Here is a 14,115-nt window from a genome sequence, read left to right as displayed (position 1 = left end):
GGCTGCTCGTTTCCCGTGCGCTCAGAGCGCGCGCACGAGAAATGAAAGCGCCATCGAAAGCACGAGCGTCGACATGAACGGCAGCGGATATTCGCGGCCGAAAATGCGCAGCGTGATGTCGCCGGGCAGCCGCCCGATGCCGAGCTTCCTGAGCCAAGGCTGCGCACCCGAAAGAATGGCGACGGCGATGAAGGTGGTAAGAAACCAGCGGATCATGGTCGCCTGGGCGTGAGCATCAGAGGGTGTGGCTGCGGTCGCCGCGCGCGAACGCCGCGATGGTCTCGCCGATGCCGCGCGAAAACGCAATCACCTTGAAGAGCTCGCCCATCTCCGCTTCGGAAACGAGCTTTTGCACCGCGTTCGCGGCGGGCAGAAAGCGTTGCGGGTCGCTCGGATCGATGTCGCCGAGCACCTCGGTAATGCCGGCGTTCATCAGAAAGCGCGCCTGCGAGGTATAGCCGAGCAGGTCCGCGCCCGCTTCGACGCCGGCCTCGGCAATGCCCGTGAATTCCACGTGCGCGGTGATGTCCTGCAAACCCGGATAGAGGAACGGGTCGCCGTGCGCACGATGCCGGTAGTGGCACATCAGCGTGCCCTGCGCGCGTTGCGCGTGGTAATACTCGTGGCGCGGAAACCCATAGTCGATGAAGAACGCCGCGCCGCGCACGAGCATCGCGCATACGGTGCGCGTGAACGCGAGCGCCGCTTCGTGCGTCTCGGTCAGGTAGTCCTCGCTGCCCTCCACACCCGCGAGCGCGCTCCCGGGCCAGTGGGCGTCGCGTCCCGAATTCGCCGGCTGGTCGGCGAAGACGAAGGCGCCTTCGGCGTTCACGCTCACGCCGCGTTCGTGCCACACGGCGTCCTTGCGCGCGAAGAGGCGCACCGGCATGGCGTCGAGCACCTCGTTGCCGATCACGACGCCCTCGAACTGCGCGGGCAGCGCGTCGAGCCACGTCACGCGTTCGATGAGCGCCGGCGCGAGCTTCGCGATCGTTTCGCGCTGGCGCTCGCGCAGCTCGCCCGACAAATCGACGATCGCGTAGGAGTCGAATGGCACGCCCGCGGCGTCGAGCGCGAGCATCACCCCTGCCGCGAGACGCCCCGTGCCCGCGCCGAACTCCATCAGGCGCTGCGTGCCGCTTGCCGCGAGCGCCTCGCCGACGGCGCGCGCGAGCGTCGCGGCGAAAAGCGGCGAAAGCTCGGGCGCGGTCACGAAGTCGCTGCCGTCGTCGGCGAGGAGGCCGAACTTGCGCGCGCCGCCGCTGTAGTAGCCCAGTCCCGGCGCGTAGAGCGCGCGCTCCATGTAGCGGTCGAACGGCAGCCAGCCGCCCGCCGTCGCGATCTCGGCGCGCAGCGTGGCCGCGAGCGCCTCGGACTGCGCGAGCGCGATCGGCTCGGGAACAGGTAAACTATCGGGTTCGTGAGCTTTCGGATTCATCCCGGCATTGTAAATGAGCGCAACTTCCGGCATCCGCCCCGCTGACGCCGCCACGAGCGCATCAGCCACCGCATCGCACCTCGATTCGGGCGTCGGCGCACGGGCGCCCGTGGTGCTGGTGACGGGCGGGGCGCGCCGCATCGGCCGCGAACTGTCGCTCGGCTTCGCGGCGCGCGGCTGGGACGTCGCCGTGCATTACGGCGAGTCGCGCGCGGCCGCCGGCGAGGTCGTCGCGCAGATCGCGGCGCTGGGCCGCAGGGCCGTGGCGCTGCACGCCGATCTGGGCAACGAGGCGCAAGTGGCGCGGCTCGTGCCGGACTGCGTCGCGGCGCTGGGCCGTCCCGCGTGCGTGCTCAACAATGCCTCGCGCTTCGAGGAAGACACCGCGCGCGACGTCGGCTACGCGAAGTTGCTGCAACTCATGGCGGTCAACGTGGGCGCGCCGCTCGTGCTGGCGCGCACGCTGTACGAGGCCACGCCCGAGGCCGCGGCAACGGACGAGACGCTGCGCACCTGCGTCATCAACGTGCTCGACCAGAAGCTGTACAACATGAATCCCGACTATCTGTCGTACACGTTGACGAAGGCGGCGTTGCAGAACGCGACCGTCGCGCTCGCCCAGGCGCTCGCGCCGAAGGTGCGCGTGGTGGGGCTCGCGCCCGGCCTCACGTTGCAGTCGGGCGACCAGACGCCCGAAAGCTTCGCCGCCGCGCACCAGGTCACGCCGCTCAAACGCGCGTCGCGGCCCGCCGATCTCGTGGAGGCCGCGCTGTATCTCGCGAAGGCCTCGGGCGTGACCGGCACGACGCTCGTCGTGGACGGCGGGCAGCACCTCGTGCCGCTGCCGCGCGACGTGATGTTTTTGACGGGTGGCTGAAGCCGGGCGCCGCACCCTGTTTCGCAACTAAATGCATAGACCGCTGCACGCAAACCCGCATGCAGGCGGTGCTGACAAAGGCAAAGGAACGCGAACCGCCGCGCACGAGCGGTTTTGCAGACCGGCCGGATGACCGCCGGGCGCACTCGCCCGCATACGTGCGAGAGAAAGCACGCTTTTATCGACTGGAACAGACATGTCCACCGTTTTGCTTCACCCCCGGCTCGCCGACTGCCGCCGGCTTTTCCTGCGCAACTACGAAGTGCACATCAACATCGGCGTGCATGACTTCGAAAAGCGCGGCGAGCAGCGCGTCGTCATCAACGTCGACCTGTTCGTGCCGCTCGCGTTGACCACGCCGCGCGAGGACAAGCTGCGCGAAGTCGTCGATTACGACTTCATGCGCGCGACCGTCGCCGCGCGCGTGAGCCAGGGCCATATCCATCTGCAGGAAACCCTCTGCGACGATCTCGCCGCGGCACTGCTCTCGCACGACCAGGTGCGCGCGGTGCGCGTCTCGACCGAGAAGCCCGACGTTTATCCGGACTGCGACGCGGTGGGCGTCGAGGTCTTTCGCATCAAAGAGGACTGATTCATGAACGCCCCCGAAACGCTCCCCGTCGGCGAGAACGCCGCGAACGAAGCGACGAACGAAGGAGCGGGCCGCCGCTCGCTCACGCGCCGCGAGCAGAAGGAAGCCTACGAGAACAACAAGCTGTTCAAGCGCATCGTGCGCCAGGTCGGCCAGGCGATCGGCGACTACAACATGATCGAGAACGGCGACAAGGTGATGGTCTGCCTCTCGGGCGGCAAGGACAGTTACGCGCTGCTCGACGTGCTGCTGCGTCTGCGCGAGCGCGCGCCGATCGATTTCGACATCGTCGCCGTGAATCTCGACCAGAAGCAGCCGGGCTTTCCGGAGCACGTGCTGCCCGAGTACCTCGACAAAGTCGGCGTGCCGTACCACATCGAGAATCAGGATACGTACAGCATCGTCAAGCGCCTCGTGCCCGAGGGCAAGACGACGTGCTCGCTATGCTCGCGCCTGCGCCGCGGCATTCTGTACCGCGTGGCGGGCGAGCTGGGTGCGACGAAGATCGCGCTCGGCCACCATCGCGACGACATCCTCCAGACGCTGCTGCTGAACCTTTTCTACGGCGGCAAGCTCAAGGGCATGCCGCCCAAGCTGCAGTCCGACGACGGCAAGAACGTCGTGATCCGGCCGCTCGCCTACGTAAAGGAAACGGATCTCGAAAAGTACGCGGTGCTGCGCGAATTCCCGATCATTCCGTGCAACCTCTGCGGCAGCCAGCCGAACCTGAAGCGCGCGGAAATGAAGGCGCTGATCCGCGAGTGGGACAAGCGCTTCCCGGGCCGCGTCGAGAACATGTTCAACGCGCTCGGCAACGTCGTGCCGTCGCACCTCATGGACACGAAGCTGTTCGGCTTCGCGGGCTTGCGAGCGACGGGCGTGGCCGATCCGGCGGGCGACATCGCGTTCGACGAAGAACCGTGCTCGACCGACGCCGCGCCGGCCGAAGGTGCGACGATCAAGTTCACGCCGTTCGACGATCTCTGAGCCGCGTTTTCAGGCCGCGCTGGCGGTCCGCTTCTCGCGCGCGCCCGAGCCTCATGCGCCTGGGCACGCGGGCGCGGCAATCAAACGCTCCGACCCCGCATGGGACGTTTTGCGGGCACAGGCCGATTGCCGGAAGCGACGTTGTTACAACGTGTTCGTCCGGGCGCGGGAGCCCGTCGGGGCGACGTTCCGAGGATACCCCCATGCTAGAATCAGCCGCTTCATTCCTTATCCAGTCATCGATGCAATGAACATCGTGATCCTCGCGGCGGGCATGGGCAAACGCATGCACTCCGCGCTGCCGAAAGTGCTCCATCCGCTCGCCGGCAAGCCGCTCCTCTCGCACGTCATCGACACCGCCCGCACGCTTTCGCCCACCCGGCTCGTCGTCGTGGTCGGCCATGGCGGCGAGGCCGTGCGCGAAGCCGTCGGCGCGCCCGACGTCCAGTTCGCGCTGCAGGCCGAGCAGCTCGGCACGGGCCACGCGCTCGCGCAGGCGCTGCCGCTGCTCGACACGACCGTGCCCACGCTCGTGCTGTACGGCGACGTGCCGCTCACGCGCGCGGCGACGCTCAGGCGTCTTGTCGATGCCGCCGGCCGCAACGGCTACGGCATTCTCACCGTCACGCTCGCCGACCCCACCGGTTACGGCCGCATCGTGCGCGACGCGGCGGGCGAGGTCGTGCGCATCGTCGAGCAGAAGGACGCAAGCGAGGAAGAACGCGGAATCGCCGAGATCAACACGGGCATCGTCGTGACGCCGACCGCGCCGCTCGCGGGCTGGCTCGCCGCGCTGAAGAACGACAACGCCCAGGGCGAGTATTACCTCACCGACGTCGTGCAGGCGGCGATCGCCTCCGGCCATCCGGCCGTGACCGCGCAGCCCGCCGACGAATGGGAAACGCTCGGCGTGAACAGCAAGCAGCAGCTCGCCGAACTCGAGCGCGTGCACCAGCGCAACGTGGCCGCGGCGCTGCTCGTGGCGGGCGTGACGCTGGCGGACCCGGCGCGTATCGACGTGCGCGGTTCGCTCACGTGCGGGCGCGACGTGTTCATCGACGTGAACTGCGTGTTCGAGGGCGACGTGACGCTGGCGGACGGCGTGAGCGTGGGTCCGAACTGCGTGATCCGCAGTGCGTCGATCGGCGCGGGCACGCGCGTGGACGCCTATACGCACGTCGAGAACGCGGCGGTCGGCGCGAATGCGGTGCTCGGGCCCTATGCGCGCCTGCGCCCCGGTGCGCAGCTCGCCGACGAGGTGCACGTGGGCAACTTCGTCGAGGTGAAGAACGCGAACATCGGCCGGGGCTCGAAGGCGAACCACCTGAGCTACGTGGGCGACGCCGACGTGGGCGCGGGCGTGAACATCGGCGCGGGCACCATCACCTGCAACTACGACGGCGCGAACAAGCATCGCACGGTCATCGAAGACAACGTGTTCGTGGGCTCCGGTACGCAGCTCGTCGCGCCGGTGCGCGTGGGCCGTGGCGTGACCATCGCGGCGGGCACGACGGTGTGGAAGGACGTGCCCGAAGGCACGCTCGCGCTCAACGAAAAGACGCAGTTCGCCAAACCCGGCTACGTCCGGCCGGCGAAGAAAAAGAACTGAACGGGTTGTACCGGGCGTGGTGCGCCGCCTGCTGCGCGAAAACGCGCGCGGCGCCCCCACGCCTCCCTCATTGCAAAGGATCGAATCCATGTGCGGCATCGTCGGCGCGGTAGCGCTTCGTAACATCGTTCCCGTCCTGATCGAAGGACTGCGGCGGCTCGAATACCGCGGCTACGACTCGTGCGGCGTGGCCATCGTGACGGCCGGCGGCCCGCAGCGCGTGCGCAGCGTCGCGCGCGTGGCCGAACTCGACGCCCAGGTGCGCGAGACGCATTTCGAAGGCGTGACCGGCATCGCCCACACGCGCTGGGCCACGCACGGCGCGCCCACGGTGAACAACGCGCACCCGATCTTCTCGCGCGACACGCTCGCGATCGTGCACAACGGCATCATCGAGAACTACGAGTCGCTGCGCGAGACGCTGCGTGCGCAGGGCTACGAGTTCGTGTCGCAGACCGACACCGAGGTCATCGCGCACCTGATCCACAGCCTTTACCAGGGCGACCTGTTCGCCGCCGTGCGCGCGGCCGTGCAGCAGCTCGCGGGCGCGTATGCGATCGGCGTGGTGCACCGGGACCAGCCGCATACGGTGGTGGGCGCGCGCGCCGGTTCGCCGCTCGTCGTGGGCTATGGCGAGGGCGAGAACTTCATCGCGTCGGACGCGCTCGCCATTGCGGGTAGCGCGGAGCGCGTCAGCTACCTGGAAGAGGGCGACGTGTGCGAGATCACGCTCGAAGGCGTGCGCATCGCCGATCGCGCCGGCAACCTCGTGACGCGCGAGGCGCGCGACGTGCAGGGCTACGGCGCTTACGGCGGGGCGGTCGATCTCGGGCCGTATCGCCATTACATGCAGAAGGAAATCTTCGAGCAGCCGCGCGCAATCTCGGACACGATTCCCGCCGCCGACACGTTCGACGCGAGCCTCTTCGGCGAGCGCGCGCCGGGGGTGTTCGAGGGCATCGACAGCATCCTGATCCTCGCGTGCGGCACGAGCTATTACGCGGGCCTCACGGCGAAGTACTGGCTCGAGTCGGTGGCGAAGATCCGCACCGATGTCGAGATCGCGAGCGAGTACCGCTATCGCGAGTCGGTGCCCAATCCGCGCGCGCTTGTGGTGACGATCTCGCAGTCGGGCGAAACCGCCGACACGCTCGCCGCGCTCCGGCACGCGCAGTCGCTCGGCATGGCGCACACGCTCGCGGTGTGCAACGTGGCGACGAGCGCGATGGTGCGGCTGACCGAGCTCAGCTTCCTCACGCACGCGGGGCGCGAGATCGGCGTGGCGTCGACGAAGGCGTTCACCACGCAGCTTGTCGGCCTGTTCATTCTGGCGGTGACGCTCGGCAAGCTGCGCGGCCATGTGAGCGAGGCGCAGGAAGCCGCGCACCTGAAGCTGCTGCGCCACCTGCCGGCGGCGCTCAACGGGGTGCTGGCGCTGGAGCCGCAGATCATCGCGTGGTCGGAGGAGTTCGCGCGCAAGGAGAATGCGCTGTTCCTCGGGCGCGGGCTGCATTATCCGATCGCGCTGGAAGGCGCGCTCAAGCTCAAGGAAATCTCGTACATCCACGCCGAGGCGTATCCGGCGGGCGAGCTCAAGCACGGACCGCTCGCGCTGGTGACGGAGGCGATGCCGGTCGTGACGGTGGCGCCGAACGACGCGCTGCTCGAGAAGCTCAAGTCGAACATGCAGGAGGTGCGCGCGCGCGGCGGCCAGCTCTATGTGTTCGCCGACGCCGACACGCACATCACGAGCGAAGACGGCATCCACGTGATCCGCATGCCGGAGCACTACGGGCTGCTTTCGCCGATCCTGCACGTGGTGCCGCTGCAGTTGCTGGCGTATCACACGGCATGCGCGCGCGGCACCGATGTGGACAAGCCGCGCAATCTCGCGAAGTCGGTGACGGTGGAGTGAGGTTTTTCGTGCGCGGCTAGCGGCAACGGCCGCGCTCAAAACGTCCTGCGAAAGGGGATGCCATTGCGGCATCCCCTTTTTGCTTCGTCGATCGACGCAGAAGACGCTGAGCGGCCGCACACGGGGCTGCCGCAGCTTGCTGCGCGGGGATGCATCAGCCGTCACGCTGCGCCGGGCCTGAGGGCTTGCTGGCCGTTCTCTGGCGCAATGCGCGCGCGGGCCATTCGAACGCCTGTCGAAACGCCGCCGCCCGGTCATAATGTCGCCGTTCGATCAAGGAGGCAAACGTGGCGCAATCCCGGCAACCGCGGCAGTCCGGCAGACTGCCTCGCCTGTTCGTGTTTTCCGGTGCGGGCCTGTCTGCGGAAAGCGGTATCTCGACGTTCCGCACCGGTGACGGCATCTGGTCCCACGCTAGCATCGACGAGGTCTGCAATTACCTCACGTGGCGCCGCAACCGGCCAGCGGTTTTCCGCTTTTACAACCAGCGCATCGCGGAATACGGCGACGCCCGCCCGAACGCCGCCCATCAACTGCTCGCGAAGTGGCAGAACGCCTGGGGCACGGCGCGCGTGCACCTCGTCACGCAGAACATCGACGACCTGCTCGAACAGGCCGGCGCGCGCCAGGTCACGCATTTGCATGGCGACATGATTTCGCTGCTGTGCACCGACTGCGACTATCGCTTCCCGGTCTCCGGCAAGGGACTCGACCCGCAGGCGGCCTGTCCCTCGTGCGGACAGGCGGAGGGCGTGAAGCCCGGCGTCGTGTTCTTCAACGAAGCCGCGCCCGAGTACGAGACGCTCTGGCGCATCCAGCGCGACCTGACGCCCGACGATCTCTTCATCGCCGTCGGTACGGCGTTCGAGGTCATTCCGCCCGAGCGGCTTCTGCCGCCCGAACGCTACGGCCGTTATGCTCGCAATTTCCTCGTCGATCCGGCGCCGCAGCGCGCGGAATGTTTCGGCGTCGTCCAGGCCGAGCCTGCGACGGTCGGCTTGCTCAATATCGAGCCGGCCATCGAGCGGATGATGGCGGGCGGCTAGCCGCGTGGCGTCGCGGCAGGGCGCATTCGCAAGGGCGTGCATCCTCAGGGGCGCACGCCCTTTTTCGTTGCGCGGACGTGTTGCGCATTGCGCGTGCGACACTCGCGTTTTCCTTTCCGGTTCGCTGTCGCCATGAACATATCGAAGCAGATCGTCGGCTATCTGCGCTCGCGCTCGCTCGTGCTCGCGAGCGTCGAAACCTGCACGGCCGGTGCGATCGGCGCGATGCTGGCCGAGCAGCGCGGTGCCCCGGGCTGCCTCGACCTCGGCTGCGTTGCGCATTCGGAAGCGGCGCTCGCGGCGCTGCCCGGCGTGAGCGCGCAGACCATCGCGCGTTTCGGACTCTTCAGCGAGAGCATTGCGCGCGAAGCCGCCGAAGGCGCCCTCGCGCGAAGCGCGGGACGCGCGAGCGTCGCGCTGGCGAGCATCGGCTTGCCAGGGCTCGAGGACGATGGCATCGGCGTTGCCGTCGCGCATTGCTTTGCGTGGGCCTGCTTCGAAGGCGGCTGCGTGGTCAGCGCGGGCGAAACGGTGTGGTTTTCGGGGCGGCGCAACGAGATCCGCAGATCGATTGCACGCCGCGCGTTGCTCGGTTTGCCTCGTTTCGTCGATAGCGTCATCGCGTGCGCGAAATAAACCTGCGCGAATGCGCAGCACGCGAGCGCAGCGAGCGTCGCGTGTTTCTCCATATCTTTTTCAGTATTTATATTTATAGGTAGTAGCAGTTAACAAGTCCCGGCAATAACTGTGGATAACAGCAAAATAACCTGCCGGCTCATATCGATGCGAAACGGATAGCTATGCGGACAAACCCTGTAAGCATTGCGCGCTTCCGGGATAACTTTTGGGTCGATTGCGCCGCATGCGCGGTTATCAAGAAGTGCTCCACAACTCGTTCGCCAGGTCGTCCCCATGTTGTCCAGAGGCTTGCGTGGATAACCTCGCCACGCACGACGCAATCGCGCGTTATCCACACGAAAAAAAAGCGTCGCCGGAGGGCGACGCCATTCATCGAAACAGGAAGCCGTCTGAAGCGGGTTCGGCGGCGCTACACCGCTACACCGTTTCCGGCGCTCGCGCGGCCGCGCGCTGACGGGCACGCAGGCGCGCCTGCCAGGCCGGCAGCAACTGGCAGGCGAGCAGGCCGGCCAGCATGAGCGCACAGCCAGCCAGGGCGCGTGGCGTGAGCGTTTCGCCGAGCGCGGCCCAGCCCGCGAGCGCGGCGAACACGCCTTCCATGCTGAAAATCACGGCCGCGTGCGCGGGCGCGGCGTCGCGCTGCGCGACGACCTGCAGCGTATAGCCGACGCCCACGGAAAGCGCGCCGCCATACAGGATGGTGGGCGCGGCGCGCAGGACGTCGGCCACGCGCAGCGGCTCGCAGGCGAGCCCGATGGCGAGGCACACCACTCCGCAGGTGACGAACTGCACGATGGAAAGTGCGAGCGGGTCGTGGCGCGGCGCGTAATGGCCCACGAGCATGACCTGGATCGAGATCACGAGCGCGCAGCCTAGCTGGTACCAGTCGCCGTACATGACCGAAAAGTGTTCGTTGATGCTGAGGAAGTACAGGCCGACCGCGGCGAGTGCTGCGCCGAGCCAGGTGCCGAGCCCCGTGCGATGACGCAGCAGCACGCCCAGCATCGGCACGATCACGACGTAGAGCGAGCTGATGAAGCCGGCGTTGGCGATCTTCGTGTAGCCGAGCCCGATCTGCTGGAGCGAGATCGCGACGGCCAGCACGACGCCGAGCAGCATGCCCGAGCGCAGCAGCGCGCCGTCGAACAGCGCGGGGGCCGCCGGGCTGCCGCCGCTCGCCGCGGGGCGCCTGCCGGCGCGATGTCGCACGAACAGAAAGGCTGAAACGACTGCGGCTCCCAGCAGGAAGCGCAGGCCGGTGAACAGGAACGGGCCGATGGCATCGAGGCTCAGTCGTTGGGCGACGAACGCCGAGCCCCAGATCAGGGCGGCGGCCAGCATCAGCAGGTTGGCGCGGACGTGGCGGCGGGTGGCGGATTTCAAGCGGAGATCTCTTTTCGCGTGGAACAGGTGCGACAGCGTTTTCGACGGTGGGAGCGCACATGGCGCAAGGTGTCCGCTGCATAAAGAGGCGCGGGAGCGCCTTTTTTGTCGATTCCTGCTGGATCTGGCGCGAATTGGGCCGGAACCGGGCAGAGGCAGGACGATTCAGCGCATAAAGCGAGAGAACAGCGGCCTTCCGGAAAACGAGCGCGTAAATATCGATCGTATCCGAATTGAAAGGGAATTGTCTCCCGGAAAATACACCCGACCATTTACGGATGACAAACGCCCTACGCTGCGTAATACTGCTTCGCGCGAAACGCCCGCCGAGATCGGCAAGCGGACCAGTTTCGTTTCGCGCGTTTCACGCTGTCCTAATTCACAACGTGCCGGTCATTATTTGTCAGGTTTTGGGGAACAAAGATGAAAAAGATTCTCGCCTCGCTCATCGCAGCATCGGTCGCACTGATTTCGGCTCACGCATTTGCACAAGACGCTTCGGCCCCGGCCGCAACCGCACCGGCGGCAGCCAGCGCGCCGGCAAAGGCCAAGAAGCATCACAAGGAACTCAAGCACCACGGCAAGCGCGCCGCTGTGTCGGAAGGCGCTTCGGCCGCCGGCACCGCAGACAAGGGCCAGGCAAACTAAAGCGCCCACAAGGCAGCGTTCGAGCGGCGGCAGCGCCGCGCGAGGGCTGCCATGTAAAAAGCCAGAGCATTGCTCTGGCTTTTTTTTCGCGCGTGCCGCGGGAGGGCGGGGTTCAGGCCGCGTCGCGTGCGAGCCCGGCTTCCAGCAGTTCCGCGAGCAGGCCGTTGAGCCCGCCGGGATGGCCCTCGGCGCGAGCCTTCAGCCTTTCGACGAGTTCGGCGTTGAGCTTGCACGCGAACGGCACAAGCCCTTGCGCCTGGTCCAGCTTGCGCTGTTCGCGGCGGTCCAGCACCGGTTGCGCCGAACCTTTGCCGAAGCGCTCGGGCCCGGCTTTTTTCGTTGCTTGCTGCAGTTTCAGCGCCTTGTTCTTCTCAAGGTCCGTTTTCTTCATGGCCATTTGTCGTGCTCCGGTGTTGGGCGGTGGCGCGCATTGTACGCAAACCCCCGCGCGCGTCCATTGCTGCTATGGGCCGCTGTCGGGATCCGGACGCACATGGCCGTTGTGCGTGCCGTACGCCTCGTGCGCTTCGCCCGTGCGGCGCGTGAGGCCGTCCATCAGCGCGCGCATGCGCTGCCAGTGCGAGCCTTCCCAGAACACACGATGGCAGACGTCGCAGGTGACGAAGCGCGTTTGCCGCTCGTAGACGCCGGCCGGCACGCGCTCGCGCACGGCTGCGCGCTCGATCGGCCGCAGCGGCGCGTTGCACATGAGGCAAAGCCGGAACGGTCGCGCGCTCGCCGCGAGGTCGAGCCGCTCGAAGATCTCTTGCACCTGCGCGCGCGGCTTGAGCGCGCGCACGTAACAGCCATGCAGGATGCTGCGCCGCTTGAGCAGTTCGCGGTCGCGCGTGAGCACGATGCGGTGCTCGGCGGCGGCCAGCGCTTCGATTTCGTCGTCGGGGAAATGGTTGTCGTAGAGCGTGTCGAAGCCGGCGAGCCGCAGTAATTGCGCGAGGCCGCCAAGATGCGCGTCGGCGACGAAGCGCAACTCGCGCAGCGGCGCCGCGCGCACGCGGAGCAACGGCCGGATGTCGAATGCCTCGAACTTCGGATAGACGGCCACGCGGTCGCCATCCGCGAGCGGATGGTCGAAACCCACCGATTCGCCGTTCACGAGAATCAGCTCCACTTCCGTATGCGGCACGCCGAGCGCTTCGATCATGTGTTTCGTCGTGGCGTTGCGCGCGCACGCGCAGCTGAACGCACGCCGGCGCAGCGGCCGCGCAAGAAAGTCGTTCAGTTCCTCGTAAAAGCGAAAGGTGGCGGTGACCATGCGAAGCAGTATCGCACCGCCTGCATGAGCGTGCGCAGGCGTTCGCGCGCTTCGTGCGGGTGCGCCTGCAGTGCGGGCCGCCTTGTGCTGTACTGAGCGCTTTCCCCTGATTCTCTGTGGAAGGAGTGTGCGATGGACATCGGTTTTATCGGCCTTGGCGAAATGGGTGGCGCGATGGTCGGCAATCTGCTGAAGGCCGGTCATACGGTGCGCGTGTGGAACCGCACGGCGCAGAAGGCGCAGGCGCTTGCCGACGCCGGAGCGCGCGTCGTCGGTTCGCCTCGCGAGGCCTTTTCCGGCGACGCCGTGCTCTCGATGCTCGCGGACGACGCGGCCGTGCGCGAAGTGATCGACGCGGCGCTGCTCGACCACGCGCCGCAAGGGCTCGTGCATGTGAACATGGCGACCGTCTCCGTCGAACTGGCCGGATCGCTCTCGCAGGCGCACGCAGGGCGCGGGCTGCGCTACGTGGCGGCGCCCGTGCTCGGGCGGCCCGACGCCGCGCGGGCCGCGAAGCTCACGATCATGGCTGCGGGGGCGGCGGAGGCCATCGATCGCGTGCAGCCGCTTTTCGACGTGATCGGCCAGAAGACGTGGCGCGTCGGCGCAATCCAGCAGCACGCGAACGTGATGAAGCTCGCCGCGAACTTCATGCTGGCTTCGGCCGTGGAGTCGCTCGGCGAGGCTGCGGCGCTGCTTGACGGCTACGGCGTCGCGATGCGCGATTTTCTCGACGTCGTGACGGGCGGCCCGTTTCCGGGCCCCGTGTATGCGGGCTATGGCGGCATGATCGCGGAGCGGCGTTACGAGCCCGCGCTGTTCAAGGCGCGCCTTGGGCTCAAGGACGTGCGCCTCGCGCTCGCCGCCGCCGACGCCGTGGCGACGCCGATGCCCGTCGCAAGTGTGTTGCGCGACAGCTTGCTCGAAGCCGTGGCGCACGGCGACGGCGAGCGCGACTTCGCCGTGCTCGGCAAGGTGGCCGCGCGCCGGGCGGCTCGCGAGGGGCAGGGTGGCTGAGCGTGCGGCCGGCGTGTGCGGACGAACTGCGGCGCGGCGAACGTTCCCGTGCCTTTTGCGATCAAAATCTTCGGAAGACCGCTCGGTGACGCACAAATACGAGAAGGGCAGCTGAGCACAATGTGGCGCATCGCAACGGACGGCGGCCGGATTTCCGGCGTCGCTCGCGGATGCAGGGACGGGGAACCGATGACGACGACAGGACCCGCAGCGGATCGGACGGCAGATCGGGCCGCGACGCCAATTTCAGGGCAGGAGACGGCGAATGGACACGCGCATCCTGATCGCCGATAACGACGAAAAATCGCTAAACGGGCTCGGCACCTTGCTGACCGACCTCGGCTACGCCGTGTCCATGGCGCGCACGCTCGACGAAGCGTTCGGGCTTGCCGCGCGCGGCAAGCCCGCCGTGGCCATCATCGCGCTGTCGCTCGCGCAGGACGAGCCCGGCGCCATTGTCCGGCGGCTGCGCGCCGTGAGCGGCGGGCACATTCCGCTGCTTATCGCGCTCGCTGGCTGGGGCGAATCGCGCCACCGGGACGAGGCGCTCGCGGCGGGTTTCGATGTGCATCTGGTACGGCCCGTGGGGCTCGATCAACTGATGTTCATTCTGTCGATGACGGGATAATGGCAATGGCGTTGTTATTGAGCAACACTCAGGGTGCGCACTACTTTACATGTTGCATTGCAT

15 protein-coding genes are annotated in these 14,115 nt (G+C 67.2%); 10 read left to right on the top strand and 5 right to left on the bottom strand.

Going from position 1 to position 14,115, the window contains the following annotated elements; genetic code table 11:
- Positions 1-21: 21 nt before the first annotated feature.
- On the bottom strand, positions 22-216 hold the full coding sequence (locus BLU17_RS17920) for a DUF2905 domain-containing protein (RefSeq protein WP_091999058.1): 195 nt from the start codon (positions 214-216) through the stop codon (positions 22-24).
- Positions 217-235: 19 nt separating this feature from the next.
- Positions 236-1,438: a class I SAM-dependent methyltransferase gene (locus BLU17_RS17915; RefSeq protein ID WP_091999055.1), complete on the bottom strand. Its 1,203-nt coding sequence runs from the start codon at positions 1,436-1,438 to the stop codon at positions 236-238.
- Positions 1,439-1,451: 13 nt separating this feature from the next.
- Here BLU17_RS17915 and BLU17_RS17910 point away from each other — a divergent pair, with 13 nt between their 5' ends.
- The 7 genes from BLU17_RS17910 to BLU17_RS17880 all read left to right on the top strand — a co-directional run bounded on the left by BLU17_RS17910 (position 1,452) and on the right by BLU17_RS17880 (position 9,100).
- A complete protein-coding gene (locus BLU17_RS17910; RefSeq protein ID WP_091999052.1) occupies positions 1,452-2,315 on the top strand; it encodes an SDR family oxidoreductase in 864 nt (287 codons plus the stop codon).
- Between the two features lie 196 nt (positions 2,316-2,511).
- The gene (locus tag BLU17_RS17905; protein WP_091999049.1) at positions 2,512-2,907 is read left to right on the top strand and encodes a dihydroneopterin aldolase; all 396 of its coding nucleotides are present in this window, start codon (positions 2,512-2,514) and stop codon (positions 2,905-2,907) included.
- 3 nt (positions 2,908-2,910) lie between these two features.
- A complete protein-coding gene (gene ttcA, locus BLU17_RS17900) occupies positions 2,911-3,894 on the top strand; it encodes a tRNA 2-thiocytidine(32) synthetase TtcA (RefSeq protein WP_091999046.1) in 984 nt (327 codons plus the stop codon).
- A gap of 247 nt (positions 3,895-4,141) precedes the next feature.
- A complete protein-coding gene (gene glmU, locus BLU17_RS17895; RefSeq protein WP_091999043.1) occupies positions 4,142-5,503 on the top strand; it encodes a bifunctional UDP-N-acetylglucosamine diphosphorylase/glucosamine-1-phosphate N-acetyltransferase GlmU in 1,362 nt (453 codons plus the stop codon).
- 88 nt (positions 5,504-5,591) lie between these two features.
- Complete coding sequence (gene glmS / locus BLU17_RS17890) at positions 5,592-7,418, top strand: glutamine--fructose-6-phosphate transaminase (isomerizing) (protein WP_091999039.1); 1,827 nt, start codon at positions 5,592-5,594, stop codon at positions 7,416-7,418.
- Positions 7,419-7,705: 287 nt separating this feature from the next.
- Positions 7,706-8,464 carry an SIR2 family NAD-dependent protein deacylase gene (locus BLU17_RS17885; RefSeq protein WP_091999036.1) on the top strand — a complete coding sequence of 253 codons (759 nt, stop codon included), beginning with the start codon at positions 7,706-7,708 and terminating at the stop codon, positions 8,462-8,464.
- Between the two features lie 132 nt (positions 8,465-8,596).
- Positions 8,597-9,100 carry a CinA family protein gene (locus tag BLU17_RS17880; RefSeq protein WP_091999033.1) on the top strand — a complete coding sequence of 168 codons (504 nt, stop codon included), beginning with the start codon at positions 8,597-8,599 and terminating at the stop codon, positions 9,098-9,100.
- Positions 9,101-9,520: 420 nt separating this feature from the next.
- Here BLU17_RS17880 and BLU17_RS17875 read toward each other — a convergent pair whose 3' ends face one another.
- A complete protein-coding gene (locus BLU17_RS17875) occupies positions 9,521-10,486 on the bottom strand; it encodes a DMT family transporter (RefSeq protein ID WP_091999031.1) in 966 nt (321 codons plus the stop codon).
- Positions 10,487-10,909: 423 nt separating this feature from the next.
- Here BLU17_RS17875 and BLU17_RS17870 point away from each other — a divergent pair, with 423 nt between their 5' ends.
- On the top strand, positions 10,910-11,134 hold the full coding sequence (locus tag BLU17_RS17870) for a hypothetical protein (RefSeq protein ID WP_091999027.1): 225 nt from the start codon (positions 10,910-10,912) through the stop codon (positions 11,132-11,134).
- 112 nt (positions 11,135-11,246) lie between these two features.
- Here the strand turns inward: BLU17_RS17870 and BLU17_RS17865 are convergent, their stop codons facing one another.
- Positions 11,247-11,531, bottom strand: coding sequence for a hypothetical protein (locus BLU17_RS17865; RefSeq protein WP_091999024.1), 285 nt, complete (start codon positions 11,529-11,531; stop codon positions 11,247-11,249).
- A gap of 66 nt (positions 11,532-11,597) precedes the next feature.
- Positions 11,598-12,407: a Mut7-C RNAse domain-containing protein gene (locus tag BLU17_RS17860; RefSeq protein WP_091999022.1), complete on the bottom strand. Its 810-nt coding sequence runs from the start codon at positions 12,405-12,407 to the stop codon at positions 11,598-11,600.
- A 132-nt stretch (positions 12,408-12,539) separates the two neighbouring features.
- Here BLU17_RS17860 and BLU17_RS17855 point away from each other — a divergent pair, with 132 nt between their 5' ends.
- Both BLU17_RS17855 and BLU17_RS17850 read left to right on the top strand, forming a co-directional pair.
- The gene (locus BLU17_RS17855; RefSeq protein ID WP_091999019.1) at positions 12,540-13,424 is read left to right on the top strand and encodes an NAD(P)-dependent oxidoreductase; all 885 of its coding nucleotides are present in this window, start codon (positions 12,540-12,542) and stop codon (positions 13,422-13,424) included.
- Positions 13,425-13,689: 265 nt separating this feature from the next.
- Entirely contained in the window at positions 13,690-14,052 is a 363-nt protein-coding gene (locus BLU17_RS17850) for a response regulator (protein WP_091999016.1), read from the top strand.
- The last annotated feature ends 63 nt before the right edge of the window (positions 14,053-14,115 follow it).

Origin of the sequence: Paraburkholderia lycopersici (genome assembly GCF_900096975.1) — a bacterium.
GTDB classification, from domain to species: Bacteria; Pseudomonadota; Gammaproteobacteria; order Burkholderiales; family Burkholderiaceae; genus Paraburkholderia; species Paraburkholderia lycopersici.
Note: the sequence above shows the minus strand (reverse complement) of the source record. Positions and strands in the feature narration are given on the sequence as shown.

What these genes read in the sequence shown, in the direction of transcription:
- BLU17_RS17915 (WP_091999055.1), bottom strand. Translation starts at nt 1,438, where the DNA reads ATGAATCCGAAAGCTCACGAACCCGATAGTTTACCTGTTCCCGAGCCG.
- BLU17_RS17920 (WP_091999058.1), bottom strand. Translation starts at nt 216, where the DNA reads ATGATCCGCTGGTTTCTTACCACCTTCATCGCCGTCGCCATTCTTTCG.
- ttcA (WP_091999046.1), top strand. Translation starts at nt 2,911, where the DNA reads ATGAACGCCCCCGAAACGCTCCCCGTCGGCGAGAACGCCGCGAACGAA.
- glmS (WP_091999039.1), top strand. Translation starts at nt 5,592, where the DNA reads ATGTGCGGCATCGTCGGCGCGGTAGCGCTTCGTAACATCGTTCCCGTC.
- BLU17_RS17860 (WP_091999022.1), bottom strand. Translation starts at nt 12,407, where the DNA reads ATGGTCACCGCCACCTTTCGCTTTTACGAGGAACTGAACGACTTTCTT.
- BLU17_RS17865 (WP_091999024.1), bottom strand. Translation starts at nt 11,531, where the DNA reads ATGGCCATGAAGAAAACGGACCTTGAGAAGAACAAGGCGCTGAAACTG.
- BLU17_RS17880 (WP_091999033.1), top strand. Translation starts at nt 8,597, where the DNA reads ATGAACATATCGAAGCAGATCGTCGGCTATCTGCGCTCGCGCTCGCTC.
- BLU17_RS17855 (WP_091999019.1), top strand. Translation starts at nt 12,540, where the DNA reads ATGGACATCGGTTTTATCGGCCTTGGCGAAATGGGTGGCGCGATGGTC.
- BLU17_RS17910 (WP_091999052.1), top strand. Translation starts at nt 1,452, where the DNA reads ATGAGCGCAACTTCCGGCATCCGCCCCGCTGACGCCGCCACGAGCGCA.
- glmU (WP_091999043.1), top strand. Translation starts at nt 4,142, where the DNA reads ATGAACATCGTGATCCTCGCGGCGGGCATGGGCAAACGCATGCACTCC.
- BLU17_RS17905 (WP_091999049.1), top strand. Translation starts at nt 2,512, where the DNA reads ATGTCCACCGTTTTGCTTCACCCCCGGCTCGCCGACTGCCGCCGGCTT.
- BLU17_RS17870 (WP_091999027.1), top strand. Translation starts at nt 10,910, where the DNA reads ATGAAAAAGATTCTCGCCTCGCTCATCGCAGCATCGGTCGCACTGATT.
- BLU17_RS17850 (WP_091999016.1), top strand. Translation starts at nt 13,690, where the DNA reads ATGGACACGCGCATCCTGATCGCCGATAACGACGAAAAATCGCTAAAC.